Origin of the sequence: Mesorhizobium sp. BE184 (genome assembly GCF_031457045.1) — a bacterium.
Lineage (GTDB): Bacteria > Pseudomonadota > Alphaproteobacteria > Rhizobiales > Rhizobiaceae > Mesorhizobium.
The window spans coordinates 1-25,447 of sequence record NZ_JAVDVU010000002.1 but is presented as its reverse complement, the minus strand read 5'-3'; the positions used below and the strand labels follow the sequence as shown (position 1 = coordinate 25,447).

The 25,447-nt window shown below is 60.9% G+C and carries 22 protein-coding genes and 4 pseudogenes; 17 read left to right on the top strand and 9 right to left on the bottom strand.

What is annotated here, in order from left to right:
• Positions 1–106 precede the first annotated feature (106 nt).
• The 4 genes from bhcA to bhcD are packed head-to-tail and all read left to right on the top strand — an operon-like array spanning position 107 to position 4,448.
• Positions 107–1,300, top strand: a complete 1,194-nt coding sequence (bhcA, locus tag J2X35_RS08295; protein WP_310183802.1) for an L-aspartate--glyoxylate aminotransferase BhcA — start codon at positions 107–109, stop codon at positions 1,298–1,300.
• 13 nt (positions 1,301–1,313) lie between these two features.
• Entirely contained in the window at positions 1,314–2,261 is a 948-nt protein-coding gene (bhcB, locus tag J2X35_RS08290) for a beta-hydroxyaspartate dehydratase BhcB (protein WP_310183801.1), read from the top strand.
• A gap of 11 nt (positions 2,262–2,272) precedes the next feature.
• Entirely contained in the window at positions 2,273–3,436 is a 1,164-nt protein-coding gene (gene bhcC, locus J2X35_RS08285; RefSeq protein ID WP_310183799.1) for a 3-hydroxy-D-aspartate aldolase BhcC, read from the top strand.
• A gap of 46 nt (positions 3,437–3,482) precedes the next feature.
• Positions 3,483–4,448: an iminosuccinate reductase BhcD gene (bhcD, locus tag J2X35_RS08280; protein WP_110378297.1), complete on the top strand. Its 966-nt coding sequence runs from the start codon at positions 3,483–3,485 to the stop codon at positions 4,446–4,448.
• A gap of 16 nt (positions 4,449–4,464) precedes the next feature.
• Here bhcD and J2X35_RS08275 read toward each other — a convergent pair whose 3' ends face one another.
• The 3 genes from J2X35_RS08275 to J2X35_RS08265 form a co-directional block, all read right to left on the bottom strand.
• Positions 4,465–5,676, bottom strand: coding sequence for an MFS transporter (locus J2X35_RS08275; protein WP_170147536.1), 1,212 nt, complete (start codon positions 5,674–5,676; stop codon positions 4,465–4,467).
• Between the two features lie 162 nt (positions 5,677–5,838).
• Positions 5,839–6,183: a RidA family protein gene (locus J2X35_RS08270; RefSeq protein ID WP_110378295.1), complete on the bottom strand. Its 345-nt coding sequence runs from the start codon at positions 6,181–6,183 to the stop codon at positions 5,839–5,841.
• A gap of 15 nt (positions 6,184–6,198) precedes the next feature.
• Positions 6,199–7,452, bottom strand: a complete 1,254-nt coding sequence (locus J2X35_RS08265; protein WP_110378294.1) for an FAD-binding oxidoreductase — start codon at positions 7,450–7,452, stop codon at positions 6,199–6,201.
• 172 nt (positions 7,453–7,624) lie between these two features.
• On the opposite strand from J2X35_RS08265, the gene J2X35_RS08260 reads away from it, so the two are divergent.
• The 5 genes from J2X35_RS08260 to J2X35_RS08240 are packed head-to-tail and all read left to right on the top strand — an operon-like array spanning position 7,625 to position 12,964.
• Positions 7,625–8,785: an extracellular solute-binding protein gene (locus J2X35_RS08260; protein WP_310183788.1), complete on the top strand. Its 1,161-nt coding sequence runs from the start codon at positions 7,625–7,627 to the stop codon at positions 8,783–8,785.
• Between the two features lie 29 nt (positions 8,786–8,814).
• Positions 8,815–9,567 carry a hypothetical protein gene (locus J2X35_RS08255; RefSeq protein WP_110378334.1) on the top strand — a complete coding sequence of 251 codons (753 nt, stop codon included), beginning with the start codon at positions 8,815–8,817 and terminating at the stop codon, positions 9,565–9,567.
• Positions 9,568–9,624: 57 nt separating this feature from the next.
• Positions 9,625–10,632 (top strand): ABC transporter ATP-binding protein, encoded by a 1,008-nt coding sequence (locus J2X35_RS08250; RefSeq protein ID WP_110378292.1) that lies wholly within the window; start codon positions 9,625–9,627, stop codon positions 10,630–10,632.
• Complete coding sequence (locus J2X35_RS08245) at positions 10,629–12,431, top strand: ABC transporter permease subunit (RefSeq protein WP_310183782.1); 1,803 nt, start codon at positions 10,629–10,631, stop codon at positions 12,429–12,431. Before J2X35_RS08250 ends, J2X35_RS08245 begins: the two co-directional genes overlap by 4 nt.
• An 8-nt stretch (positions 12,432–12,439) precedes the next feature.
• Positions 12,440–12,964 (top strand): flavin reductase family protein, encoded by a 525-nt coding sequence (locus J2X35_RS08240; protein ID WP_110378290.1) that lies wholly within the window; start codon positions 12,440–12,442, stop codon positions 12,962–12,964.
• Positions 12,965–13,006: 42 nt separating this feature from the next.
• Here J2X35_RS08240 and J2X35_RS08235 read toward each other — a convergent pair whose 3' ends face one another.
• The 3 genes from J2X35_RS08235 to J2X35_RS08225 form a co-directional block, all read right to left on the bottom strand.
• Positions 13,007–13,162 carry a hypothetical protein gene (locus J2X35_RS08235; RefSeq protein ID WP_310183780.1) on the bottom strand — a complete coding sequence of 52 codons (156 nt, stop codon included), beginning with the start codon at positions 13,160–13,162 and terminating at the stop codon, positions 13,007–13,009.
• A gap of 33 nt (positions 13,163–13,195) precedes the next feature.
• Positions 13,196–13,603, bottom strand: coding sequence for a GntR family transcriptional regulator (locus J2X35_RS08230; RefSeq protein WP_281064295.1), 408 nt, complete (start codon positions 13,601–13,603; stop codon positions 13,196–13,198).
• 250 nt (positions 13,604–13,853) lie between these two features.
• Complete coding sequence (locus tag J2X35_RS08225) at positions 13,854–15,383, bottom strand: LLM class flavin-dependent oxidoreductase (protein WP_310183777.1); 1,530 nt, start codon at positions 15,381–15,383, stop codon at positions 13,854–13,856.
• A gap of 604 nt (positions 15,384–15,987) precedes the next feature.
• Here J2X35_RS08225 and J2X35_RS19835 point away from each other — a divergent pair.
• The 4 genes and pseudogenes from J2X35_RS19835 to J2X35_RS08210 form a co-directional block, all read left to right on the top strand.
• The gene (locus J2X35_RS19835) at positions 15,988–16,194 is read left to right on the top strand and encodes a hypothetical protein (RefSeq protein ID WP_405023215.1); all 207 of its coding nucleotides are present in this window, start codon (positions 15,988–15,990) and stop codon (positions 16,192–16,194) included.
• 436 nt (positions 16,195–16,630) lie between these two features.
• A pseudogene (locus J2X35_RS19830) lies at positions 16,631–16,741 on the top strand (2Fe-2S iron-sulfur cluster-binding protein); the annotation flags it as partial.
• A 607-nt stretch (positions 16,742–17,348) separates the two neighbouring features.
• Entirely contained in the window at positions 17,349–18,065 is a 717-nt protein-coding gene (locus J2X35_RS08215) for a GntR family transcriptional regulator (protein ID WP_210206586.1), read from the top strand.
• 382 nt (positions 18,066–18,447) lie between these two features.
• Positions 18,448–18,591 (top strand): annotated as a pseudogene (locus J2X35_RS08210) (ATP-binding protein); the annotation flags it as partial.
• Between the two features lie 470 nt (positions 18,592–19,061).
• Here the strand turns inward: J2X35_RS08210 and J2X35_RS08205 are convergent.
• Entirely contained in the window at positions 19,062–19,514 is a 453-nt protein-coding gene (locus tag J2X35_RS08205) for an ATP-binding protein (protein WP_281064293.1), read from the bottom strand.
• Between the two features lie 46 nt (positions 19,515–19,560).
• A pseudogene (locus J2X35_RS19825) lies at positions 19,561–19,754 on the bottom strand (hypothetical protein); the annotation flags it as partial.
• Between the two features lie 423 nt (positions 19,755–20,177).
• Here J2X35_RS19825 and J2X35_RS08195 point away from each other — a divergent pair.
• From J2X35_RS08195 to J2X35_RS08185, 3 genes are all read left to right on the top strand, one after another.
• Entirely contained in the window at positions 20,178–22,559 is a 2,382-nt protein-coding gene (locus J2X35_RS08195; protein ID WP_170147532.1) for an FAD-dependent oxidoreductase, read from the top strand.
• A gap of 343 nt (positions 22,560–22,902) precedes the next feature.
• Positions 22,903–23,652 (top strand): electron transfer flavoprotein subunit beta/FixA family protein, encoded by a 750-nt coding sequence (locus J2X35_RS08190; RefSeq protein ID WP_110378280.1) that lies wholly within the window; start codon positions 22,903–22,905, stop codon positions 23,650–23,652.
• Complete coding sequence (locus tag J2X35_RS08185; RefSeq protein WP_310183770.1) at positions 23,652–24,608, top strand: FAD-binding protein; 957 nt, start codon at positions 23,652–23,654, stop codon at positions 24,606–24,608. The genes J2X35_RS08190 and J2X35_RS08185 overlap by 1 nt, the downstream gene beginning before the upstream one ends.
• 141 nt (positions 24,609–24,749) lie before the next feature.
• Here J2X35_RS08185 and J2X35_RS08180 read toward each other — a convergent pair.
• A pseudogene (locus J2X35_RS08180) lies at positions 24,750–25,065 on the bottom strand (transposase); the annotation flags it as partial.
• A gap of 117 nt (positions 25,066–25,182) precedes the next feature.
• Between J2X35_RS08180 and J2X35_RS19820 the strand changes: the two are divergent.
• Positions 25,183–25,392: a transposase gene (locus J2X35_RS19820; protein WP_405023199.1), complete on the top strand. Its 210-nt coding sequence runs from the start codon at positions 25,183–25,185 to the stop codon at positions 25,390–25,392.
• The last annotated feature ends 55 nt before the right edge of the window (positions 25,393–25,447 follow it).

Here is a 25,447-nt window from a genome sequence, read left to right as displayed (position 1 = left end):
TTTCAAAACCTATAGTCTTGAAAAGGAATTATGAAAAAAACTATCAAAAAAATTTACCCGGCCGAGAACCTGTGGTAATCGTCTCCTCGAGCAGGGATTAGTCGTCATGAGTAACCAGAATCCGATCTTCATTCCGGGACCTACCAACATTCCGGAAGCCTTGCGCAAAGCTGTCGACATGCCGACCATCGATCATCGCAGCCCCTTGTTTGCCGAGATACTCGGCCCCGCTCTCTGCGGCGTCAAAAAGGTGCTGAAGAGCGAACAGGCCGAGGTGATCGTATTCCCGGCAACCGGCACGGGCGGTTGGGAAGCGGCTATTAGCAACGCACTTTCGCCTGGTGACAAGGTGCTGGCGACGCGCAACGGGATGTTCAGCCATCGCTGGATCGACATGTGCCGGCGGCACGGGCTTGATGTAATCGTCATCCCGCGGGAATGGGGTGAAGGCATTCCCGCCGACCGTATTGAAGAAATCCTGGCTGCGGACGGATCGCATCGGATCAGGGCCGTTCTCGCTACGCACAACGAGACGGCGACGGGCGTGCGTTCCGACATCGCGGCTGTGCGCCGCGCCATCGACGCGGCCATGCACCCTGCGATGCTCTTCGTCGACGGCGTGAGCTCGATCGGCTCGATGGATTTCCGCATGGACGAGTGGGGCGTCGACATCGCCGTCACGGGCTCGCAGAAGGGTTTCATGCTGCCACCGGGCCTGGCGATCCTCGGCATATCTCCGAAAGCGATGCAGGCCATGAGCGAGGCAGGGTTGCCGCGCACCTACTTCGATATACGCGACATGGCCGCCGCCTATGCCGCGGGCGGCTTCCCGTACACACCACCAGTCGGCCTGCTGAACGGCCTTAGGTCCGCCACCGAGATGCTGCTTGCGGAAGGTCTCGAAAATGTCTTCGAACGGCATCATCGCATAGCAGAAGGCATCCGCCGTGCGGTCGGCGCCTGGGGGCTGCAGCTCTGCGCGATGCGACCGGAGCTTTATTCCGACACGGTGAGCGCGATCCGCGTTCCGGACGGCTTTGACGCGAACAGGCTCGTGGCGCATGCGCTCAACGCCTACGGCGTTTCATTCGGCACCGGCCTCGGGGAGTTGGCCGGCAAGGCATTCCGCATTGGCCATCTCGGCAGCCTGACAGAGACGATGGCCCTTTCCGGTATTGCCGCAGCCGAGATGGTCATGGCGGATCTGGGGCTGCCGGTCAGGCTGGGCTCAGGCGTAGCAGCCGCGCAGGAGCACTATCTCTGTGGTGGTACCGGCAACAGCAGGCAGAAGGCCGCATAGGAAGGGGTTCACCATGGTTATTCCCACGCTCGCAGACATGCAGGCCGCGCGGGCTCGCATAGCGCCCCACATCCACGTGACGCCGGTGCTTTCCTCGCGCATGCTGAACGAGCTTTCCGGGGCGGAACTTTTCTTCAAGTGCGAGAATTTCCAGAAGGGCGGTGCGTTCAAGGCGCGTGGAGCCAGCAATGCCGTATTTGGCTTGTCGGACGAACAGGCGGCGAGGGGGGTGGCGACGCATTCGAGCGGCAATCACGGCACGTGCCTCTCCTACGCGGCCCGTCAACGCAGGGTTCCCTGCACGGTCGTCATGCCGAAAACCGCACCGCAGGCCAAGAAGGATGCCGTCAGGGGATATGGCGGAAGCGTGGTCGAATGCGAGCCTTCGATCTCCAGCCGCGAGGCGGCTTTCGCGCAGCTCGTGGCCGAGACGGGCGCGGAGTTCGTCCACCCCTACAACGACCCTCGGGTGATTGCGGGGCAGGCGACCTGCTCGGCGGAACTGATCGAACAGGTGGAAGGCCTCGACGCGGTAATCGCTCCCATTGGCGGCGGCGGCATGGTATCTGGCGCTTGCCTCACGCTCTCCAGCTTGGCGCCGAGGATAAAGATCTACGCCGCCGAACCGGAGCAGGCCAATGATGCCTGCCGCAGCTTCAAGGCCGGTCAGATCATCGCGGACGACTCGCCAAACACCGTTGCCGACGGGCTGAAGGTGCCGCTGAAGGAGCTGACGTGGCACTTCGTGCGAAACCATGTCGCCGACATCCTGACAGCTTCCGAACAGGAGATCGTCGATGCCATGAAGCTGACCTGGAAGCGCCTGAAGATTGTCATGGAGCCCTCCAGCGCGGTTCCGCTGGCAACCATCCTGAAAAATCCGAGGATATTCGCCGGCAAGCGGGTCGGCGTCATCGTAACAGGCGGGAACGTCGATCTCGACAAACTGCCATGGAACTGAGGAGGATCCCAATGAACGCACCCGCTGATCTTGCCAGCTACGAGGTGGGCTTCGACATCCCTGCAGCGATCGGTATGGACGAGTCCGACATCCAGACGCCGTGCCTGATCCTCGATCTCGACGCGCTGGAGCGCAACATCATGAAGATGGGCGACTATGCCAAGGCGCACGGCATCCGCCACCGCGCCCATGGCAAGATGCATAAGTCCGTAGACGTGCTGAAGCTGCAGATGGAACTGGGAGGTGCCGTGGGAGTGTGCTGCCAGAAAGTGTCAGAGGCGGAGGTCTTCGCCCGTGCCGGTATCAAGGACATCCTCGTGTCGAACCAGGTACGCGACCCCGCCAAGATTGATCGGCTCGCCCGCATGCCCAGGCTGGGCACACGCGTCATCGTCTGCCTGGACGATCTGGCGAATGTGGCCGACCTTTCCTCTGCGGCTGAGACCCATGGCACAATCCTCGAATGCTTCGTCGAGATCGACTGTGGAGCCGGCCGCTGCGGTGTCAAAATCACCGAGGAGGTGGTCTCGATCGCCAGGGCGATCAACGCCGCGCCGCACCTGCGTTTCAGCGGCATTCAGGCTTATCAGGGCGCCATGCAGCACATCGAGGGCTATGAAGACCGCAAGGCCAAGCTGGATGCTGCCATTGCCCAGGTGAAGGAAGCCGTCGCGGGCCTGAAGGCAGCGGGACTGGAGCCCGAGCTCGTTTCGGGTGGCGGAACCGGCTCCTATTACTTCGAAGCGGCGTCTGGAGTTTACAATGAACTGCAGTGCGGGTCCTACGCGTTCATGGACGCCGACTACGGGCGTATCCTCGACCGGGAAGGCAAGCGCATCGATCAAGGCGAATGGGAGAACGCGCTCTTCATCCTGACCTCGGTGATGAGCCATGCCAAGGCCGACAAGGCAATCTGCGATGCCGGCCTGAAGGCGCAGTCGGTCGATAGCGGGCTCCCCTTCGTTCACGGCCGCGACGATGTGAAATACATCAAATGCAGCGACGAGCACGGCGTCATCGAGGATCCGGCCGGTGTTCTCAAGATCAACGAAAAGCTTCGTCTCGTTCCGGGTCACTGCGATCCCACGTGCAACGTTCACGACTGGTACGTCGGAGTCCGCAACGGCAAGGTCGAGACCGTCTGGCCGATATCGGCCCGCGGCAAGGCATATTGAGGTTTGTCGTGACGCGGTTCCCGGCTTCTCCACGCGGCAGGGCATCATGATCGTCATTCCCGAACGCGATATTGTCCGCCTTGTGTCCGCGGCCGACTGTCTCATGGCCGTGGAGCGGGTGTTTGCTTCGTCTGCCCGCAAGATGGCCCGAAATTTTCCGGTGATACGGGAAGCTATCGGCCATGCCGATGCGCTGTATGGGTTCAAGTCGGGATTCGACCGCGAGAACCTTGCGCTGGGCCTGAAGTCGGGCGGGTATTGGCCGAACAACGCATCGAGGGGACTGACCAACCACCAGTCGATGATATTCCTCTTTGACGCGGACACCGGACGGTGCCGCGCCGTTGTCGGCGGCAACCTGCTGACGGCCTTGCGGACGGCCGCCGCTTCCGCAATTTCGATTAAGCACCTTGCCCGGATCGATTCCAGAGTGCTCGGCATTGTCGGCGCCGGTCACCAATCCACTTTCCAGCTGCAGGCAGCACTTGAGCAGCGGCAGTTCGAGAAGGTCCTCGGATGGAACAAGACGCCCGAAAAAATCGGGCGTCTGGCAAAGGTGGCGCAGGAGAGAGGCGTGCCGTTCCATGCGGCGGGCTTGGAGCAGTTGTGCGCAAGCGCCGATGTCATCATCACCATCACCTCGTCTTTCGCTCCCATCATCCCGGCAGGCCTGATACGACCCGGCACGCACCTAGCTTGTATGGGCACGGACACGAAGGGGAAGCAGGAGATCGCTCCGGAAATTGTCGGGGCAGCGACGGTCTTCACGGACGAGATCGAACAATCAATATCCATTGGCGAGGCCCAGCACGCGTTCACCCAGGGATTGCTCGACCCGGCGCAAATCGTCTCTATCGGCGATGTCATAAACGGCGACCATCCCGGACGCCGAAGCATGGAAGAAATCACGCTGTTTGACGGCACCGGCGTCGGGGTTCAGGATCTGGCCGTTGCGTCTGCCGCTGTCGATCTGGCGGTAGCCAGCGGCATGGCCATTGAGATCGATGCCTGACCTGATCGCCGTCTGGCTATCCGTTCGGGCTATCCTTCACCGAGAACCAGAGAAAAAGGGCCGCGTAGATCAATCGGATGAGGCCAGCTGCTACGAGGTGCCAGCCGACCGTCGAGGATGACAGCAAAAGCCAGCCCGACAGAAAGGGTGCCACCGCCGCAGCCAGGCTGAACGGCATTAGGGTGACGCTGATGGCGGCCGCTCGCTCCTGCGGCGCAACTTGGCTAAAGACGAAGGCTGCGCGTGTCGGTACGTCGAGCTGCGATAGGAAACCGCGCAGGACGAGGCAGGCCGCGGCGATGCCGAAGCTAGGCGCGAGCGCGGCGAGGATCAGCAGCAGGCTGGCGGGGACATGGCCGACCAGCATCGTGCCGCCGAGGCCGATCCGGCGACTGATCGGTGCTGCGAGAAGATGAGCCGCCGCGGCCATCACCCCAGCTGTGAAGAACAGCGCTCCGCTCTCCACCATCGAGGCGCCAAACCGGTTCGTGAGCCATAGGATGATCAGCGCATTGACGATGAAGCCGCCGCCGAATGCGTCGACGCAGAAGATCGCCGTCAGCTTCAGCACCTTGCCGCGCGAACCGGGAGCAAGAGCGCGCTGGCGCGGCGTTTCCGAGCTGTGCAGGTCGATCCGGGCATAGATCGCGCAGACAGCAATGCCCATGACGGCGTAGCCGATAAAGATCGCCGTCGAGGTCGTCCGTTCGCTAAGCGCGTCGAACAGCGTCGGCAGGGCGCCGATAGAGAGCGCTCCAAACGCACCCGCCAGGGCGCCCAGGAAGGAATAGTAGCCGAAGACCGTCGCTTGGGAAGTTGCAGGTACCAGATCGGCGAGCGCCGCATGCTCGATAGGGCGGAACAGGTTCGCCTCGCCGCCATGCGGGTTCAGCGAACCGAAAAAGGCGATCAGCATTAGCGAAGGCAGGGCGGGGTCCATCGACCAACCCACGCCCGAAACAACCATGCCGAGGCTGGCAACGCAGAGCAGTGCCCTCACGCCAAGGCGGTGCGCGAGCGCCCCAGCAGCGCCCAGCGTGAAGGCCGAACCAAGGAGCATGCAGGAGGCAATCGTGCCGACAGCTACGGCGTCAAAGCCGCGCGAAGTCAGGTAGAGCGGGATCAGCAATGCTACGAAGCTGTCGCAGAAAACCCGGACGGTGCGGATGCCCAGGATCGCTCTGGCCTGAAAGGCCATCGCTCCGAACGAACGCCCGATCGTCGTCACCGGCATCCCTCCGCTGACAGCGTGATGCGCCGTGGACGGTCATCGCACGTCTCGGCGGAGGCACGCTCGCCGGTGACACGCGCCGACCAGGAGATCATGTCCATACTTTCAGCTCGATTGAGAGGCGACCGCAGCTTCTTTGCCGGCCACCGCCTCGGCCGCTCAGACGGCGCAGACGAAAACCACTTCGATGAGTACCGACCGTCCCAGGTCGGCAACTCCGATTGTTGCTCGCGTTGGCAGCGTCTCGGCCGGGAAACAGGCTTTCCAGGCTTCGTTCATCTCGGCCTTCATCGACATATCGGTGATATAGACCGTCGATTGAAGTATGCGGCCCATGTCGGAACCGGCCTCGGCCAGGATTTCGGCGAGGCGTTCGGCGATGTCCCGGGTCTGGCCGCCAATTGTCTGGCTGAGATCGTTGGCGACAAGGCCGCTGACATAGAGCGTGTCGCCATGCCGCACGTAACGATGGAAGATCGGGGTCTGCTGGCCGCGCTGTATCATCTGGGTCCTTTCCTGTTAAAAACGTGTATGCCGGAACGGCGCGAGGTCTATCTTCGGGGGGCGGCCGAGGATCAAGTCAGCGACGAGATGACCGGTCATCGGCGCGCCGGTCATTCCGACATGGCCGTGTCCGAAGGCATAGACAATGTCCGGACACCGGCTCGCCCTGTCGATCACCGGCAGGGAATCGGGCAGGCTCGGGCGGTGACCCATCCAGAGCACGAGGCGCTCTTCCGCAATGCACGCCGGAAGCCCAGGCAGCATCTTCTGGCCCAGCTTGATCAGAGCGCGGGCCCGCTTCCAGTCCGGCGCCAGTTCAAGCCCCGCCAGCTCCACCGTCCCCGCCAGGCGCAGTCCATGCTTCATCGGTGTAGTGACGAACTTGCCGGATGCGTCGCAGGTCGGAACGCGCGGCTGCGACTCGGGATCATTTATCATCACGTGGTATCCACGCTCCGTCTCCAGGGGGACCCAGTCGCCGAGCATCTTCAGGAGCGCGTTGGAATGGGCTCCGGCGGCTATTACGGCAGAGTTGGCCGGCACGACCCCGTCCTCAGTCTCGACGGATTGCAGATGCCCTCCGTCAAGCCGAAAGCCGGTTGCCTTGGCACGGTGGATGGCGCCGCCCTGCCTGACGAAATGCTCCGCCAGACGCAGGACGAGGTCGCCCGGATCTGTCGTATGTCCATTTTCGCGGATCAGAACGCCGTGCGTGTAGGACGGCGATAGGGCGGGGTCGAAGTCTTGGAGCTGGCGTCGATCCAGCCAATCGAGTTGGACGCCGGCGTCCCCGCGAAGCTGCCAGCCGAAACGGTCGCCGGCCAGGGCTTTCTCTGAACGATAGACGTAGAGGTGACCCTGCTCGCGGATCAGGTCGTCGACATCCGCCCCGGCAGCGAGTTGCTTGAGGTAGGGAAGCGTGGGCCCGAGCAACGCGCGCAGCGCCGCCGCTTGTTTCTTCACCTCCTCCCGCCGGCCGGCTCGAAGGAAACGCCATAGCCAGGGAAAGAGGGTCGGCATGTAGGCCAGTCGGATCGACAATGGACCGAGCGGGTCGAGCATCCAGCGCGGTACGCTCGTCCAAATTCCCGGCATCGACATCGGCACCACCGACGACCCGTTAAAGCAGCCGGCGTTGCCGTGGCTGGCGCCGGTGCCCGGAGGATGGGAGTCGATCACGATGACTTTTCGGCCTGCTCGCTGAAGCCAGAGAGCCGAGGCGATGCCGACCATGCCGGCTCCAATCACAACGGTCATCTTGGTGCGCATAGGTCTCCACCACAGTTTCTCGAAACCTCTTATCCCCTCCATCGGTGTTGCGCAATATGGTGCACGTTAATGAATACATTTTTGTGCACGATATCCCAAACCGACGTTTTTTGGGGTTGCCAAGCACGAATGGGAGAGTCATAGTGAGCGAAGTGCAGAATAAAATTCAAAAATGTATTCAGTCTGCGCTGCCAACCGCGGGGAGCTCGGTTCCCCCGCGCTCCGGGGAACAGAAGCGAGCATCATAATGGAGAGAAACATGCCGATCGGAACGTCGCGCCGCACTTTCTTGAAGGTCGGGGGCCTTGCCGCAGGTGCCCTGGCTGCTCCGACCTTCCTGCGCAAGGCCTGGGCGCAGCAACCCTTTACGGTCCGGGTGCCGGGCGGCTACGGCGACATATGGGAACTCGCGTTCTTCAAACCGTTCGAAGCCGCAACCGGGATCAAGGCGACCGGTGTCGTATCGAAGGACTTTCCCTTCAACGAGTTCAAGATCTCTGTCGAGACTGGCGCCTATCGCTGGAGCATGGCGGCGGGCGTGACCAAGGACCTATACTTCCGTCTCAGAGAAGCTGATCTGATGGATCCCATCGACGTTAATTCGCCGGATATAGCCGACCGACCGGCCGAGAACGTAATGCCCGACTGGCTGCCCTACGGCCTTTATTGCTTCACCATGGCCTATCGGGAGACGTCGTTCCCTCAGGGCCTGGAATCCTATCGCGACATGTGGAACGTCGCGCAGTTTCCGGGCCGCCGGTCGCTCCGTAAGCGCGCGGTCGACGCAATCGAAATGACGGCCCGCGGGATCGGCATTCCGGCTGAAGATATCTATCCGACTCTCAAGACGCCCGAAGGGTGGGACAAGGTTTTCGCCGGGCTTGACGAGATCCGGCCGCACATTGCTGTGTGGTGGGAATCCGATCCGCAGATGGACCAGCTTATCGGCAGCGGCGACCTCGACATTTTTCCCATCAGCAGCCATCGGGCGCAGAAGCTCAAGAACGACGGAGCTCCCGTTGGCATCAGCTACACGGACGGCTACTTCACCACGCAAGGCTGGGCCATTCCCAAAGGCAGCCCACAGGGTGACGTCGCTCGCGAGTTCATCAAGTTCGCGGCCCAGCCCGAGCTTGAGGCAGAGTTCATGAAGTCCACGCTGATGGGGCCGATGCACCCGAAGGCGTTCGACCATCTCGACGCCGACTTCGCCCGGACGCTCCCCACCTACCCGGAGAATCTGGCCAAGATGCGCGAGCAGGACGCACAGTTCTGGCTCGAGCATGGCGAAGCGGCCAACACCCGCTTCGAAGAATGGATCTTGCGCGGCTGAGGACCCGGGTCGTGGGCCGCCAGGACAAGATGAAACTCGGACTGTCTGTCCGGGGGATAGGCTACCATGTTGCGGCTTGGCGGCACCCCGATGTTGATCCGCGCAGCGAGATGGGCTTGCCGCACTATCTTGCGGCAGCCCGCACAGCCAAGCGGGGACTTTTCGATATGATCTTCTTCGCGGATGGCGTTGCAATCCGCGAGAATGCCGGGGAGGAGCAGGCGCTGTCAGGATTCAGCACCCTAGCGTGGTCCGATGCGGAGGCGCTCAATTTCAGTCTGAAGGAGCAGATCGACATCGACATTCGCTACGAGCACGCGACCGAGTTCATCGACGTTGTGCTTGGGTTGTGGGACAGCTGGGATGACGACGCCCTCCTGTTCGACAAGGTCGGCGATGTTTCGAATTACGACGTTGACGATCCCCTGCCTCAGGTGGAGAATCACAGGATTCAGAGCATCGGCAAGGCGATGCCGGAGCAGGCGCGCAACGAACACCTAACCATTCGCCAGCCTTACGAGAAGGTAGCGAACGGGCGCGGTCATCTCTCGCTCGTGGGAAGTGCAGAGCAGGTAGCGGACACTCTCGTCCACTGGTTTGAGCGAGGGGCCTGCGATGGGTTCAACGTCGCGGCTCCTTACCTGCCCGGCTCCCTGGACGACTTCGTAGATATCGTAGTGCCGATCCTCCAGGATCGGGGTGTATTCCGCGGCGAATACGAGGGTGTGACGCTACGTGAGAATCTTGGACTTAAGTACCCGCATAGCCGGTATGCACACTGAGGGAAACTTTGGAGCCAGCCGTGGCGCATGGCGCCGCACGGTCGAGCAGGATATGCAATGAAGACGAAACTACGACTAGACCAAGTTGCCAAGAGCTACGGATCCGTCCGGGCGCTGCGGCCAACCACCCTCGACGTACCAGAGGGAGAATTTCTGACGCTTCTTGGCCCCTCCGGTTCAGGGAAGTCCACGCTCCTGCAGATACTCGCCGGGCTCACGGCCTGCGACCACGGCGACGTCTGGATCGATGGCCGCCTGTCCACCGATACGCCGCCGCACGACCGTGGCATCGGCCTGATCTTCCAGAATTATGCGTTGTTCCCGCATCTCACGGTTGCGCAAAACATCGCCTTCCCGCTTGAGATGCGCCGCCTGCCGCGTGCCGAGATCGACCGGCGTGTCGCACGGATGCTTGAGGTGGTGCAACTGCCGCATGTCGGTGACCGACTTCCCCGTGAGCTTTCCGGCGGCCAGCAGCAGCGCGTGGCCTTTGCCAGATGCTCGGTATACGAGCCCTCGATCATCCTGATGGACGAGCCGCTTGGCGCACTCGATAAAAGGCTGCGTGACGACATGCAGACGGAGATCAGGCGCCTACACAAGGAATTAGGAGCGACCATCCTCTACGTAACGCACGATCAGGAGGAGGCGATGGCAATGTCCGACCGCATTTGCCTGATGAACGATGGCGGCATCGCGCAGTTGGGAACGCCGTCCGAGATCTACTTCCGCCCGCGCAGCGTCTTCGCCGCGGAGTTCGTCGGTCACGCCAACTTCATTGCTCCCACACCCGCCAGCGCGACCAGCAAATGTATGGTACGGCCTGAAAACATCCGCCTCCTGAGGGAGGGGGAAAAGGCTGACACGGTCGTCGACGCGATTCTGGAGGATACGATCATGCTCGGCGCGTTTAGCCGACACGTTGCAAGGCTCATTACCGGAGAGCGGTTGGTCGCCGTCAACTGGAGTGACGAAAAGGGCGCACCGCATCATCCGGGCGAGACCGTTCGCCTTGGTTGGGATGCGTGCAACACGGTCCACCTAGCTGCGGAAGTCGGGCGATGACGGTGATCGCAACCGAGTTGCCGGCGACCAGAGCCGACAGGCGCCTGCTCGCCCGCTATCTGCCGCTTGTTCCTGCGGTGGCCTTCCTGGCCATCGTCTTCGTGATTCCGGTCGCGCAGCTCCTCTTTCTCAGCTTTTTTGACAACAAGGGTGTACCGACCGTCGCGCATTATGAGCGCCTAGTCGCCAACACGACCTATTTCCAGGTTGTGCTGAATACGCTGAGCTATTCGGCCTGGACGACGCTGTTCTGCATCGTCGGCGGCTATCCCATAGCATACCTGATCGCGACCATCTCCGCGCGCCACCGCAATCCGCTGTTGATTTGGATCCTGGTGCCTCTTTGGACCAGCTTCCTGGTGCGTGTGCTCGCCTGGATGGTGATCCTCGGAGTTCAGGGCGTGATCAACCGGACATTGCTCTCGCTTGGGTTGATCGAGCGGCCTTTGGACCTGATCTACAATTTCTTCGGTGTCATGGTCGGCTCGGTCCACGCTCTGATGCCGATCGCCATCCTCATGATGCTGTCGGTGATGTTGAACATCGACCGCAGCCTGTCGAGCGCCGCAAGCACGCTCGGCGCGAGTAAGTCGATGGCCTTCTGGCGGGTCTATTTCCCGCTTTCTCTGCCGGGCGTCGCGGCCAGCGGTCTCATGGTCTTCGTCACGGCACTCGGCTTCTTCATCGCGCCGCAGCTCCTCGGCAGCCCATCCAATATCATGCTTGCGCAGCTCATCATCGTCCAGCTCGAGGAGGCGCTCAACTGGGAGTTCGCGGCGGCGCTGAGCGTCGTGCTCCTCGCGGCAACCATTCTGGTCGTTGTCGTCTTTGATCGTACGCTCGGCCTCTCCAGCCTGACAGGAGAAGTTCGTGCAGGCGCCAGCACCCGCAAGGGAGGGTTAGGCAGGCTGTCCGGCGACCTGGGCCGGCAGCTTGTCTCCGGCATCGGATGGGGATCTGTCTATGCCGGCATGTTACTCGGCAAAATCCTGCCTTACCGCCGCCGGCGTCTCGGGGAGGAACGCCGACCGTTCCTGTGGATCCTCGGCCTCATCGGCATAGCTTTTCTCGCGCTGCCTACCTTCTTCCTCATTCCCATCTCGGTCTCGGAAAACCGGTTCCTTGCTTGGCCGCCTGAAGGCTTCACGTGGCAGTGGTACCAGATCTATTTCTCGTCCGCGATCTGGGTTGATGCGACTTTTCGTTCGATCGGCGTCGGACTTGCAACGGCTGCGCTATCGATGGTCCTGGGCGTGCCGGCGGCCTTCGTGCTGGCCCGTCAACGGGTCATCGGGAAGAGCGTTATTATCAGCCTGATGCTTCTGCCCATGGTGCTTCCCCACATCATCGTCGCCGTGGGTCTTTTCTATCTATACGCCAAGGTTGGTCTCGTCGGCACGAACATCGGCCTCATCATAGGCAATACGATCTTCTCGCTGCCCTATGTGGTGATCACTGTTATGGCGGTGCTGCGAAACTACGACGAGCGGCTCGACCAAGCCGCCTGGACGCTGGGCGCGACCCGCGGCGTTGCCTTCCGGCGCATCACCCTGCCCCTTCTCAAGGCGGGGATGGTGACGGCGTTCCTTTTCGCATTCGTCAAGGCGATGGATGAGCTGGCGATTGCACTCTTCGTCGCCGATGCGGGAACGCCGCTACTGCCAAAGCAGCTCTGGCAGGAAATGAGCTACAAGATCGATCCATCGCTCGCCGCAGTCTCGACGCTCATCCTGGTGATCGTCGGGCTGTCCATCGCCATCGTCCAGATCCTGAACAGCTTTGGCGCCAAAAGGAGCTAAGGCGACCGATGACGAAGCCGAACCATGCAGCTAAGAGCGCGCAGATTGCGCCTTTCTGGGAAGTGTTGGGGGAAAGGCCGATCGGCTTTACGGTGCTGACCGCTGCGGGGGATGAGCCTGTCGGTTTCGTCGGCCTCTCCGTGGCGCATGTGAGTGCCGACCCGCCGCTTCTTTCGGCCGCACTCGGCCCGGGAAACAAGGCTTTTGGGCCGATCCGTCGATCCGGAGCGTTCGCCGTCAACTTCCTCTCGTCCCGAGACGACGCGATCGCCCGGACCTTCATGAAGAAGGGAGCATCGGCTGCGGAGCGCTTCCGGCCCGACGATTGGGAGACCCTGGCGACCGGTTCGCCAACATTGTCAACCGCGGCCGGCGTTTTCGATTGCGTGGTGGAACGCGTGGTCGAGCTCGATCATGCCAAGCTTCTGGTCGGCCGCGTCGTCGCATCGCGGACAGGCAAGGGGGGCGCGCCGCTGGTGTTCTTCCGCGGCGGATTAGGTGTTATGGCCATTCAGCGATCCAAAGATGCGTGATCGACCGAAAAGGCTGGAAAGACAGGTCCAGCGCGTTGAGCATCAGCGAGCCTTACGAGAGCTCTCGCTGTCGCGGGTGTAGATCTCCGTAACGGCGCCGCGATTGATCTCGCGAATCTGATCGAAATGCTTCTGGATATGAGCCAGCACGTAGGCGGTGCATTCCTCTTTCTTTCTCTCGGTGAGAAGCGTGGTCATATACAGATGCTGTCCGTGGCTCAGGCGGCGCGCTCACAAGTCGATCCCTCGTGCGAAGCGAATCCGTTCGGAGTTTGACCGCACCGTCTTCAGGAGTTCCTCATTCTGCGACAAGCCGACGAGGCGGAGGTGAAACTCCTCGTCCAATTTCAGCATCTCGCCAGCCGAGATTTCTTCGCTATCGTCCTGTTCCAGCAGAAAGTCACGCAGGGCGGCGATCTCTTCGTCGGAAGCACGCTGGCAGGCGAGGCGCGCGGCGGCCTGCTCCAGGAAGGCGCGCAGTTCGTAGAGGTCGAACAAAGTGTTCGCCTCCAGCACACGCGCGAAGAAGCCCTTGTTTGCCGTGGTGGTGAGAAATCCCTCGGTGGCGAGACGGTTCAAAGCCTCACTGAGCGGCGTGCGGCTCACTTTGAGCTGCGCCGCGAGTTCGACCTCGTTGATCCGTTCGCCCGCCTAAAATGATAGGAAACCGCCTTTTCCTTGAGCCGGTCTTAGAGTCTCGCGGCGCTGGTCACCACCGGCGTATGGAACGGCGGGGCCGCTTCTACAGTCGATCCTGTAGTTCGCGAATGATTGCTGTGGGCCACCGGGCGCCTTCGCCTCCCCTCGTCGCCGACACCATCCTATGCAGCGGCTTCTTGGGGATATACACCCCCAAGGGTGGTTCGCCTGTCTCGGCTGCTATCTCTGCTCAAGATGGTTTCGCCACAGAATTCTTCGGCCGCGCCAGGCCGAGACGGTCCCGCAGCGTAGAGCCCTCGTACTCGGTACGAAAAAGGCCGCGGCGCTGAAGTTCCGGCACCACGAAATTGACGAAGTCGGTCATGCTTTCGGGCAGGTAGGGAGGCAGGATGTTGAAGCCATCCGCAGCTCCCTCATATACCCACTGCTCGAACTGGTCGGCTATCTGCTTCGGCGTGCCCCAAAGGCTGCGGTGGCCGCTCGCGCCGGAAATGTGCTGGTACAGCTGACGGATCGTCAGGTTCTCCCGCCGCGCCAGGTTGATGATCACGTCGCGTCGGCTCTGTGATCCCTTCGCCTCGGGCAGGTCCTCGGGCAGCGGCCCATCTATGTCGAACTGTTTTAGGTCGATCTCGCCCAGAAGGTCCGACAACATGAACAGGCCGAAATCAGGCGGAACCAGATTGCTGACCGTCTCATACTTCGCCTTCGCTTCAGATTCCGTCTCTGCGACGTAGACCACCACGCCAGGCAGGATCTTCAAGCTATCGCTCGACCGGCCGTACTTGGCCATGCGCCCCTTAACGTCCGAATAGAAGGCCTTGCCGTCGGCAAGGGTCTGCTGCGCCGTGAAGACAACTTCCGCCGTGCGGGCGGCGAGCTCTTTGCCGGGTTGGGAGGAGCCTGCCTGCACGATGACAGGATGACCCTGCGGCGGGCGCGGTACGTTAAGCGGGCCGCGCACCTTGAAGTGCTCTCCTACGTGATTGATGAAATGGATCTTGTCGCTGAGCCCATATTGCCCCGCCAGCTTGTCGCGAATGTAGGCGCCATCCTCGATGCTGTCCCAAAGCTTGAAGACAACGTCGATGAATTCCTCCGCGCGGGCGTAGCGGTCTCCGTGTTCGACATGGCTGTCACGCCCGAAATTATGTGCCTCTGCGAGATTGGCCGATGTGACCACATTCCATCCCGCGCGGCCATTGCTGATGTGATCCAGCGAGGCAAACAGGCGCGCGATCGTATAAGGCTCATTGTAGGTCGTCGTCGCGGTGGTCACCAGACCGATGTGCTCGGTGACCATCGCGAGCGCTGCCAGGAGCGTGAAGGGCTCGAGAAGGCGCTTCGGCTCGGCCGCCATCAGCGCTTCTTTGGAGCGGTCCTGCTTTTCGGCACTGCCTTCGTAGGCGGCGATGCTGTCTGCCAGGAAGCAGAAGTCGAGCTTACCCCGCTCGGCCGTGCGCACAACCTCGGCGTAATAGCGGATGTCCGCCGCGCGCTTTGGTTGAGCGCTTGGGTAGCGCCAACCGCCATAATGGACCCCTGAGATCTGGAACAGGAATCCCAGATTCATCTGCTTGTCCGCACCCATCTTCGCGATCTCCTGTCCCTTTATGTCTGTCTGACACCAATTGCCATACAGCGGATCCGAACGATCTGCAACAAATGAATATTGATTGCAATTCAGAAGTGTAGACAGGTTGATCGGCGTGAGTGAGAGCGTGCCCGAGGCTATTCGTACAGCGAGCCGTCGAGGCAAGCGCACAGGATGTCGCGATCGTGTGGGGGCGGCACTGTAGGACTGGCGATAGCCTACGGCATCCTCAACCTCGGACTCTCGGTGGGTCCGCTTTGACGGATACGATTCCGCCTATCGTGCCTCACGCGGAAGTTTCGCCCTCGTGTGGGCCAGGCCAAAAGTGTTGGCGCACCCTCCTATGCTCGCTGGACTCAGGTGTCCATCGGCTTTTGGACGAGGTTTGCAAAGGAGCTTTCGGACGTCTGGGCTCGAACTTACTATCGGTACTTCGACGCGGGCGAGTTCGCGCGAAGGCTGGCCGTGCTGGAGCGGCATGCACTCGAACCCGGTGCCGATGGTGGCAGCAGACGAGTTGTGGAGGATTTTCCCTGCCCTCGGACCTTCGATGGCGGGGGCCAGCTTTTTGCCACGCGGCGGCAACGTAAACTCACTCCAGCCTTACCACGCCCTGATTGCCGCTTTCTGCAGGCTCGGCGGGAACTATCTCCCAGGTACGCCTGTCACGAAGATTGGCCGCGACGGCGCTGGCTTCGCGATCGTGGCGGATGACGAGTGAACGACCGCGCAGACGGTCGTCGTCGCCGCCGGCCTCGAGACCCGCCGGCTGGGCGCCCAGATCGACCTGGACATACCCGTCCGGCCGCAGACAGGCCAAGTCATCGTCACGGAAAAGGCTGTTCCGTTTCTGCCGCAGCCGATCTCGACCATCCGCCAGACGGATGAAGGCGGCGTGATGCTGGGCGATTCCGTCGAGGAAAAGGGTACCGACGACGCGACCATCCCGGGAGTCCTCAGCGTGACCGCGGCGTGACCGCGGCACGGGCGGTGGCGGCGTTCCCGGTGATCGCATGGCTCGCCGTGGTGCGCAGCTGGGCAGCTCTGCGGGTCATGTCGCCCGACGGGCTGCCGATATACCAGCAATCCTCCACCAATCCCAGGAACCTTCGCCTGCGCATGCCACAGCGGCGTCACGCTGGCGGCGGCTCATGTGCGCACCCTTGCGCGTCAGATCGTCGACGGCCGCCCTCTCAGGACTTGCCAGCTCCTTCGACACTGCGAGGTCCGATGTTCGAGCAGCTTGAGTGGAAGACTGCGGAGATAACCTTCACCTCCGAAGCCAGGCAGTGAGTCGGCAGGGAAGGCGACAGCGTTGCCGCCGCACTAATAGGCGGGCGTGCGGGTCTGGCGGACGACGCCCGTCAGCGGCGCAGAACGCTCCGCTTTCTGCATGATCCGGCGCCTGCTTCGACTGCCTCGTCGTGATCGACGGGACCGACAGCCGGCAGGCCTGCCCGACCCTCCTTCGCGAAGGCATGGCTGTGGAGCGGCAGTCCGGGCGGCGGGAACCTGTGCGATGACGGAGAACGGTGTTTTCGACGTCGTCGTCATCGGCGCCGGCCGGCTGATGCCGCCACGGCGCCTACCGCTGCACGATTTGGCGCAGCCATCTTGCTTCTCGACGAGGGCAGGGAGCCGGCTGGCAAATCTATCGCAATGTCGGAGGGAGTTCGACCCGATTGCGGCGGATCCTCGGCGGCGACTACACGAAAGGTCTGGAGATCGTCGCGACCGGCGCTCATGAGCGGCCCTTTCCGATCGAGGGCTGGGATCCGCCCTGCGTCATGGCGGCCGGCGCAGGCTGGTCAACCGTAGCCTCCAGGATCTGCCGGTCCAGGGCAAGCCGGTGACAGTGAAGCTCCTGCTGAGCCGCTGGCGATGCGCTAATCGGAAATGTGAGGCGATATCCAGGCTGATTGGGCTAACCCTTTCCATGGACGGTTCTCCCTCATGTGACTTTCGACAGCCACACTTTGGCACATTGCGATTCCGGGAGCGGAGGCCGTCCACCATATCAGGTCATTGCCAAAAGATTAATCTCCTCCATCTGTACACAAAGCGATCCACTGGATATCCTACAATTCCCTATGCCGTTCTGATTCCTAATTAGCAGGTTGCGAGGAACGCTTGAAAACTGAAGCTAAGCAACAACTGGTCCGATCCGCTAGCCGAGTTTATGATCGTGTCCAACAGATGGCGATCACTTATGCCTTGAAGCCAGGTGAACGAATCAATGAGGTAGAACTTGCGGCGAAACTGAACGTCAGCCGCACTCCGTTGAGGGAAGCCCTTAATCGGCTGGTGGCGGAGGGATTCCTTGTGGTGAAGCCCAACCTCGGTTTCTTCCGCCGGTCTCTGGACCCCGAGGAGGTATATCACCTCTACGATTTGCGCTGTTCACTAGAGATCCAATCCAGCAGACTGGCAGCAGAACGAGCAAGCGATGAGGCTCTGGAAGGCTTAATGCAAATGGTGTCTGCGGAGGAAGAGCTGGACAATGAACTTGAATTGCTCCGTCAAGATGAGACCTTCCACATTAAGATTGCGGAGTTGACCGGCAATCCGGAACTCGTCAACGTGTTGCGCGGCGTGAATAATCGGATTCATTTTGCGCGTTGGATCGATAGGCGTACGCGGCGCAATTCGCGCGAGGAACACATTGCAATTGCGCGCGCTATCGCTTCACGGGCCCCAGATGAGGCTGGCCGGTTGATGGAAAGTCATATACGCCGCCGCTATCAACAGATCGTTGAAATCATCAAAATCGGCTATGGCGAGATATTCGCAGGGGCGAACGAAATCAGTAGTATCGGTGAGGATGACCCTACGATTGCTGCAGAGTGATCGCAACGAAGCAGTTGGCTGCGCAGCGAGGCATCGCGTGCCCACTGTCAACAGCATTGAAACAGGGCTCTGACGCAATCTCGATGATCACCCATTCCGCCGATGGTAGTCTACCGTTTTGAGGAAAGTTGCGGCGGCGAATGCGTTCAATGGCATCTAGAGCAGGGTCGACTTCCTCGGGGGGGCATAGCCGGCTGCCTGAGTAACGTGCTCCCCGATTTGTCCTCGCCTATAGGTTACCCTGCCGGCGGATGGACCGCTCCCCAATGCGCTCTCGGCTGGCGCTAGAGTCCGGCCTTGATCAGCAACACGGGATGGCTGCGTGGGCCGATTTCATGAGCGCGGCCGGGACGTTGTTCCTGATCGCGCCGTGTGGTCGCTATCCCGCCTGCTGCGCAAGCACGGCAGTGTGCAACTGCTGATCCTCGACGATTGGGGCCTGGAGCCGCTCGACGACCAAGCCTGTCATGACCTCCTCGAATTCCTCAAGGATCGCTACGGGCGTCGTTCAACCATCATCACCAGCTAATTGCCCATGTCGGCATGGCACGGCGCAATCGGCAATCCTACCGGGCGAGATCCGTCTCGAAGGCCGCCCAGCTCGTGAAAGAATGCCCCGCAATCGCGTTCTTCTTCACGACGCCGCTCTCCGTCTTGCCCTTCGTGCGCGCCCGATACGGCGCGCATTCGCGCAGCATTCCTGAGGAGAAGGGAGAGGGAGGGCCGCACTTTCGATGTTCGGCGGCTCGTCGAACGTCTACCGCGATCCACCCAACATTTTCGCTCGCGTGCCAACCGCTCGTCGCCGGGCCCGGCGCTTGCGAAGCGTCCCTTCCTCTCGGAAGAGGTTGATCCCCGACGGGTAGCCCTCCCGCCGCAGCAGGACGAACTGCGTATTTTGCAAAAGCCGGACAGGGATTCCGCTAAGTCGCGGACAGTAGTTTCACTAAGTTGCGGACAGCTTGGCGGCGATGGTCCTCGTGTGCCTGATTGTCGTCATTGGTGATTGATTTCGCCGTTTTCGCTGCCGGTCAAGAGGGGCGCTGCTTTTTTCTTTCGCATGCTGTCGCCCTGAAGTGCGCTGCGGTGTGCATTGTGAACGACCCGGTCGAGAATGGCGTCGGCGACAGTGGGGTCTGCGATCAGGTCATGCCACTTGGCCACCGGGAATTGGGCAGTGATCAGGGTGGATTGCCCCGATAGCGGTTTCTCGACGATTTCGAACAGCTGGAAGCGCTGCTGGTCGGTGAGGCTGTGGGTTCCGAAGTCGTTGAGAATGAGCAGTTGCTCGCGGGTGAGCTTGTCGAAGAGGCGGGGAAAGCGGCCATCGAAACGGGCGAGCGACAGATCCTCGAACAGCCGTGGAACGCGCATAGAGCACAGAATGGTCGAGCCTAGCCGACAGCGCAGTTCGGTCTTCGCCGGACTGCCCGACTGGTAGCGGATCATCTTGCGATCGGCACCACGAAGGAACAGGCCCGACGGTCCGGCAGACGCGCCAGTCGTCACCCGAAAGCAGCCGCCAGCAAGCATTCTGGCGCGCAGCTGCGGAGAGATGGCTCTCCCCCGGAAGGTTGGCGCCCTTTTCGAGCCAGCCGTCGCCGTCGGTGATGGCCATGACCTGCGCCTTGGAGATCATCGCACGGCCTCGAACTCGAAGCTGTCGAGGGTCTGCCCCGGCAGCAGACGCTGGGAGACGCTCGATGCGGCGCCGATTGCCCGGCGATTGTTGCAGGAGGCGACGCGGCCACGCGGCAGCGACATAAAAGGCCTGCCGATTTGTTTGTGTGTCGTGCTGTCTACACTTTTGTATTGCGGTCGAGCGGCACTTCTGCCATTCTCCCGCCAGTGGCCGGTCGAAGGCGCGTACAAGGAGCTGTCGGTTGGGTAGATCACTTTCTTGCCAAGGGGTCGAGTCGATCATTCGGCTTGATCGCGGTGCTAAGGCCTATACAGGCTCTCGCGCGAGCACGCTTGCAGATGTCGATCTGTCAATTTTTTGCAGGGTGAATTCCTGACGCTGCTTGGGCGGGTGCGCGTCGGCATGTCCGCGTATGCAACTGTTCTTCTCGCCGCCGGCGAAGAGCCTTCAAAATGATTGGGAGTATCCAGATGAAGAGTCATGCCCGTGTCGTCGTGATCGGCGGAGGTGTCATCGGTTGTAGCATCCTCTACTACTTGGCCAAGAACGGTTGGACGGATGTGGTGCTGATCGAGCGCATGGACCTCACCGCGGGAACGACTTGGCACGCTGCTGGAAACGTCTCTCTTGCTGACGGTAATCGAGCCGTCAACCAGTTCAATGTGCTCGCTTATAAGCTCTATCGCGAAATGGAGAACGAGACGGGCGAGCATCTCGGTTGGACCCGCACGGGATCAATCCTGATCGCAAAAACAAATGATCTGCTTGAGCGATATGCGAGCCGCACGGAAAGCGCCCGAGCGGTCGGCATTGATTATCACATGATCGGGCCGGACGAGATTAAGAAGCTGCATCCCCTGATGGAACTCGACGGTATTCTTGGCGCAGCCTACGTACCTGACGAGGGGGTGCTTGATCCGAGCATGACGACCCACGCTTTCGCTCGCGCATCGCGCGCCAAGGGCGCGGAGATCTATCGTCATACCAAAGTTACTGGTCTTACCGAGCAGTTGAATGGGGAATGGAAGGTCGGCACTGACAAAGGCGATATCATCACCGAGTACGTGGTGATTGCCGCTGGCTTTTGGTCGCCGGTCGTTGCGCGCATGGCGGGTGCACACATTCCAATTGTGCCGACCGAACGTCAATACCTTGTCACCGATGAGGTGCCGGAGCTCAGGCAACTTGATCGCAAGGTGCCGATGCTGCGCGACTTCGCGGTCCCGTTCTATGTTCGCCAGGAGCGTAATGGTTTGCTCATTGGCGTGCACGAGCCGCATACACCGTACTGCTTCCTCGACGGAATTCCTGACGACTTTGGTCAAGAGCTTTTTCCGGTGGATCTCGAACGGGGCGCTCATAGTCTCGAATCCGCAATGGCGCGCGTTCCTGCGCTCGGCCGGGTTGGGATTAAGACCGAGATCTGTGGTCCAACGAGTCGAACCCCCGATTTGCAGGGCCTGATTGGTCCCATACCTGGACTGCGAAACGTTCACATATCGGCGGGATTCGCCAACGGCATTAGCCAGGCAGCCGCACTGGGGCATGTCGCCGCCGAATGGCTGATCGAAGGCAGTCCGAGCGTCGACGTCTCTATGCTGTATGCGAGTCGCTTCGGCTGCTACGCCAACAAGCGGTTTATTCGCGCCATGCTGAGCGAAGCGCATGTCTTCGGAACTGTTGATCTCTCAGGGGAACGGTTAGCGGGTCGGCCTGCGCGGGCTAGCGCGCTTTACGATCGCCTCAAGGCTAAAGGGGCGCATTTCTCAGCCCAGCTTGGGTGGGAAACGCCTATGTGGTTCTCGCGAGGCAATGCGCGTTCAAACGGCGTCGAGGAGGCGCGCGCCGAAGCACTAGATGTGCGCAAAAGCGTTGGCATTCTCGATCTCACGGCGCTTGCGAAGTATGAAGTATCTGGACCGGCCGCCAGTACCTTTCTTGATCGGCTCTGCGCCCGTCGTCTCCCCGCCGTCGGGAGTATTGTTTCCACACCCATGCTGAATGAGCGCGGTCAAGTGATGTGCTTCACGACAATCGCGCGCGTTGAGCCTAATCGCTTCTATTTGACTGCTGCTCCGCAAGCGGAGCTGCACCATTACTCTTGGATGAATGAACAATTACCGAGGGACGGAAGCGTACAGCTTGAGAATGTCACCGGTCGCTATGGAGCGCTGCTGTTGTCAGGGCCAAGAGCCCGCGAAGTGCTCGCCAAAGTGAGCGAAGCGAAATTGTCCAATGACGATTTCCCTTGGTTGACGGTTGCAGATATCGATATTGCGTTCGGTCGCGCGCGCGCATTGCGCTTCAATATGGTCGGCGAGCTTGGATGGGAGCTTCACCACCCTCTCGAATATCAGATAGGTATCTACGAAGCGCTTGCGGCCGCGGGCGAGGAATTCCAAATAGTTGATTTTGGATTTAAGGCGTACGACACCCTGCGGCTCGAGGCCGGGTGGCCAATCTGGGGCGCAGACTTCAACACAAGTCAGACAGCAACTTCAGCTGGCCTCAGCCGCTTCGTCGATCCGAGTAAGGAAGGCTTCATTGGTCGCCGCGCGATCCTTGATACGGCACGGCCCGTGCCCTATCGCCTCGTCCACATATCGTTCGATCTCGATGGATCTCCCCCCGAAATTGGCGATCTCTTGTTCGACGGCAATGACGTGGTTGGATTCGTCCATTCGTCGACCTATGGGCCGTCCGTAGGTTCGGGCATCGCGTTTGCATCCGTGAAGGATGATTTGGTGCGGGGTGGCAAGACGATCAACTGCTTGGTGCGAGGCAACAGACTGCCCGTAAGTATTCTGGAGCGTACCCCGCATGATCCAGAGAGCCTGCGTGTCAGTAGCTGAAGAGGAGATCATGACAATGCTCCGTCCGGACATGTTCGTATTGTCGACGCGTGTCAACGTGGGGATCAATAGCCGGGGCTTCGTGGCGGGTGCCAGGCGGTTGTCAAAGCCTATTTGGAAGCCAAAGCTTTCATTTACGCCGCACCGTGACGCCGCTCACGCGGCGCTTAGCTCCTCCATCATGAGTTTCGACGCAGACTCTAAGGCATAACGGATGATTCCGAATTTTGACGCCACACAGCTGCCTTCGGCAACGTTGATTGGTGGCTAAAGATCTCGCCGCTAACGCTAGAACAACTGGTTGTAAGCGAGTTTTCGTATCGGAACGGGAGTTAGTATTTTGATGAAAGTGCTCGTGCCCGTGAAGCGGGTGGTGGATTCCAATGTGAAGGTCCGGGTGAAGTCGGACGGTTCGGGGGTTGAGCTTTCGAATGTGAAGATGTCGATGAACCCGTTTGACGAGATCGCGGTCGAGGAAGCTTTGCGCCTGAAGGAGGCCGGCAAGGCGAGCGACGTGGTGATCGTCTCGATCGGGCCGCAGCAGGCGCAGGAGACGATCCGCACCGCGCTCGCCATGGGCGCCGACCGCGGGATCCTGGTAAAGGTCGAGAGCGCGGTAGAACCGCTTGCAGTGGCGAAGATCCTTAAGGGTGTGGTCGAGGCGGTGCAACCGGGCCTTGTGATACTGGGCAAGCAGGCGATTGACGACGATTGCAACCAGACCGGACAGATGCTGGCGGCATTGCTCGGCTGGCCACAGGGCACCTTTGCCTCGAAGATCGCCGTCGAGGACAGTGCGTTCCTGGTCACCCGAGAGGTTGACGGGGGCTTACAGACGGTGAAGCTCAACAAGCCGGCGATCGTCACCACCGATCTGCGCCTCAACGAGCCGCGTTATGCGTCGCTGCCGAACATCATGAAGGCGAAGAAGAAGCCGGTCGACGAGAAGGTGCCGGGCGATTACGGCGTCGATGTCGCGCCGCGCCTTGAAGTGGTCAAGACCACGGAACCGCCGAAGCGGCAGGCGGGGGTAAAGGTTGCGTGCGTCGCCGATCTTGTCGGTAAACTCAAGAACGAAGCCGGAGTCTTCTGATGACCACGCTTTTGATTGCCGAGCACGACAACACGACGCTCAAGGACGCGACCAATAAGACGCTCACGGCCGCGAAGGCGATGGGCGGCAACGTGCATATCCTCGTTGCGGGCATGGACTGCCAGCCGGCGGTCGAAGCGGCCGCCAAGCTCGACGGCGTCGGCAAGGTCCTCGTTGTCGACGATGCCGCTTACGAGCATGCGCTCGCCGAGCCGCTTGCCGCGCTCATCTTGTCGCTCGCCGAACCGTATGACGCGATCATCGCGGCGGCGACCACCTCGGGCAAGAACTTCATGCCCCGCGTCGCCGCGCTCCTTGACGTTATGCAGATCTCCGACATCCTCAAGGTCGACGGGCCCGACACCTTTGAGCGGACAATCTATGCCGGTAACGCCATTCAGACGGTGAAGTCGAAGGATAAGAAGAAGGTGGTTACAGTGCGCACTGCCGCCTTCCCAGCGACAGGCGAGGGCGGCAATGCGCCAATCGAGGAGGCGAAGGTGGCGGAGGCGCCGGCTATCTCGAGCTTTGTCGGCGAGGAGCTCTCCAAGAGCGAGCGGCCTGAGCTCGCTTCGGCCAAGATCATCATCTCCGGCGGCCGCGCCATGCAGAGCCGCGAGAACTTCACCAAATATATCGAGCCGGTTGCGGACAAGCTGGGCGCGGCCATTGGCGCCTCGCGCGCGGCGGTCGATGCCGGCTACGCGCCGAACGACTGGCAGGTGGGGCAGACCGGCAAAGTGGTGGCGCCGCAGCTCTACATTGCAGTCGGCATCTCCGGCGCGATCCAGCATCTCGCCGGCATGAAGGACTCCAAGATCATCGTCGCCATCAACAAGGACGAGGAGGCCCCCATCTTCCAAGTCGCCGACTACGGCCTCGTCGCCGATCTCTACCAGGCCCTCCCTGAGTTGGAGAAGCAACTGACATTCCTGTCAAGCGACTCCGGGGATTGACCCCCTTTGGCGACATGAAGAACTAACCCCCTCAATGTTGGCGGTTTCACTTTGCCGTTCGTGCGTCATGCCGACCTTCTGCAGAAGGCCGGCACGACGCGTTTCGCGCAAGCGGCAATCTTGCCGCGGATGGTGATGAGTAAGGCTCCGGTGCGCAATGAAGGCGAATCTCATATCGCTTCCCTCGCGAAGAAGGCTGCGGCCTTCTTTAGGATGTCGCGCTCCGCCTTCAGCTTCGCGACTTCCTTGCGCAGCCGGTCAATCTCAAGCTGCTCCGGCTTCATCTGTCCGTAGGCCGGTAGAACGCACGCTGCGGATCGGCGCCGAGTTCCCGAATTTATTTGCGCAGCACGTTCTGGTGCAGATCCAGATCACGGGCTGCCTGCGCCACCGCAACGCCCTTCACCAGCCTCACCGCCTCAAGCTTGAGCTTGCGGCTGAACTTCCTTCTTCGCATTCCCACTCTCCAGTTCCGTCAAAACACCTTGTCTCGGTGTCCACGAAACCGGCAGCAGGCCAACCCCCCGCACTCAAGCTAGCGCTCATGGACAAGGGTTGACTGAGGAATCCGGTTTTGATTCAAGGCTTCCATTTGGAGGCAGCCTTGGGCGAACGGATTGGTTTGACGGACGAGGAATGGGCGCTGATCGGTCCGCTTCTTCCTGCTGAACGGGGGCGCGGATGCCGCCCTGCTCATGACAATCGACGTTATTTCGAGGGCATGATGTGGATGGCGCGCACGGGTGTGTTTCGGCGTGCAATTTTGACCCCGTTTTTGGGGTAACCGGCATCCAAATTTGACCCCCCAATTTTAATTCGGATTGGTCCATTCGTTCTGC

Bases quoted from the DNA above. Each gene is read 5' to 3' on its own strand.
- bhcA (WP_310183802.1), top strand. From the start codon at position 107: ATGAGTAACCAGAATCCGATCTTCATTCCGGGACCTACCAACATTCCG.
- bhcB (WP_310183801.1), top strand. From the start codon at position 1,314: ATGGTTATTCCCACGCTCGCAGACATGCAGGCCGCGCGGGCTCGCATA.
- bhcC (WP_310183799.1), top strand. From the start codon at position 2,273: ATGAACGCACCCGCTGATCTTGCCAGCTACGAGGTGGGCTTCGACATC.
- bhcD (WP_110378297.1), top strand. From the start codon at position 3,483: ATGATCGTCATTCCCGAACGCGATATTGTCCGCCTTGTGTCCGCGGCC.
- J2X35_RS08270 (WP_110378295.1), bottom strand. From the start codon at position 6,183: ATGATACAGCGCGGCCAGCAGACCCCGATCTTCCATCGTTACGTGCGG.
- J2X35_RS08265 (WP_110378294.1), bottom strand. From the start codon at position 7,452: ATGCGCACCAAGATGACCGTTGTGATTGGAGCCGGCATGGTCGGCATC.
- J2X35_RS08260 (WP_310183788.1), top strand. From the start codon at position 7,625: ATGTATTCAGTCTGCGCTGCCAACCGCGGGGAGCTCGGTTCCCCCGCG.
- J2X35_RS08255 (WP_110378334.1), top strand. From the start codon at position 8,815: ATGAAACTCGGACTGTCTGTCCGGGGGATAGGCTACCATGTTGCGGCT.
- J2X35_RS08250 (WP_110378292.1), top strand. From the start codon at position 9,625: ATGAAGACGAAACTACGACTAGACCAAGTTGCCAAGAGCTACGGATCC.
- J2X35_RS08245 (WP_310183782.1), top strand. From the start codon at position 10,629: ATGACGGTGATCGCAACCGAGTTGCCGGCGACCAGAGCCGACAGGCGC.
- J2X35_RS08240 (WP_110378290.1), top strand. From the start codon at position 12,440: ATGACGAAGCCGAACCATGCAGCTAAGAGCGCGCAGATTGCGCCTTTC.
- J2X35_RS08235 (WP_310183780.1), bottom strand. From the start codon at position 13,162: ATGACCACGCTTCTCACCGAGAGAAAGAAAGAGGAATGCACCGCCTAC.
- J2X35_RS08205 (WP_281064293.1), bottom strand. From the start codon at position 19,514: ATGATCCGCTACCAGTCGGGCAGTCCGGCGAAGACCGAACTGCGCTGT.
- J2X35_RS08195 (WP_170147532.1), top strand. From the start codon at position 20,178: ATGAAGAGTCATGCCCGTGTCGTCGTGATCGGCGGAGGTGTCATCGGT.
- J2X35_RS08190 (WP_110378280.1), top strand. From the start codon at position 22,903: ATGAAAGTGCTCGTGCCCGTGAAGCGGGTGGTGGATTCCAATGTGAAG.
- J2X35_RS08185 (WP_310183770.1), top strand. From the start codon at position 23,652: ATGACCACGCTTTTGATTGCCGAGCACGACAACACGACGCTCAAGGAC.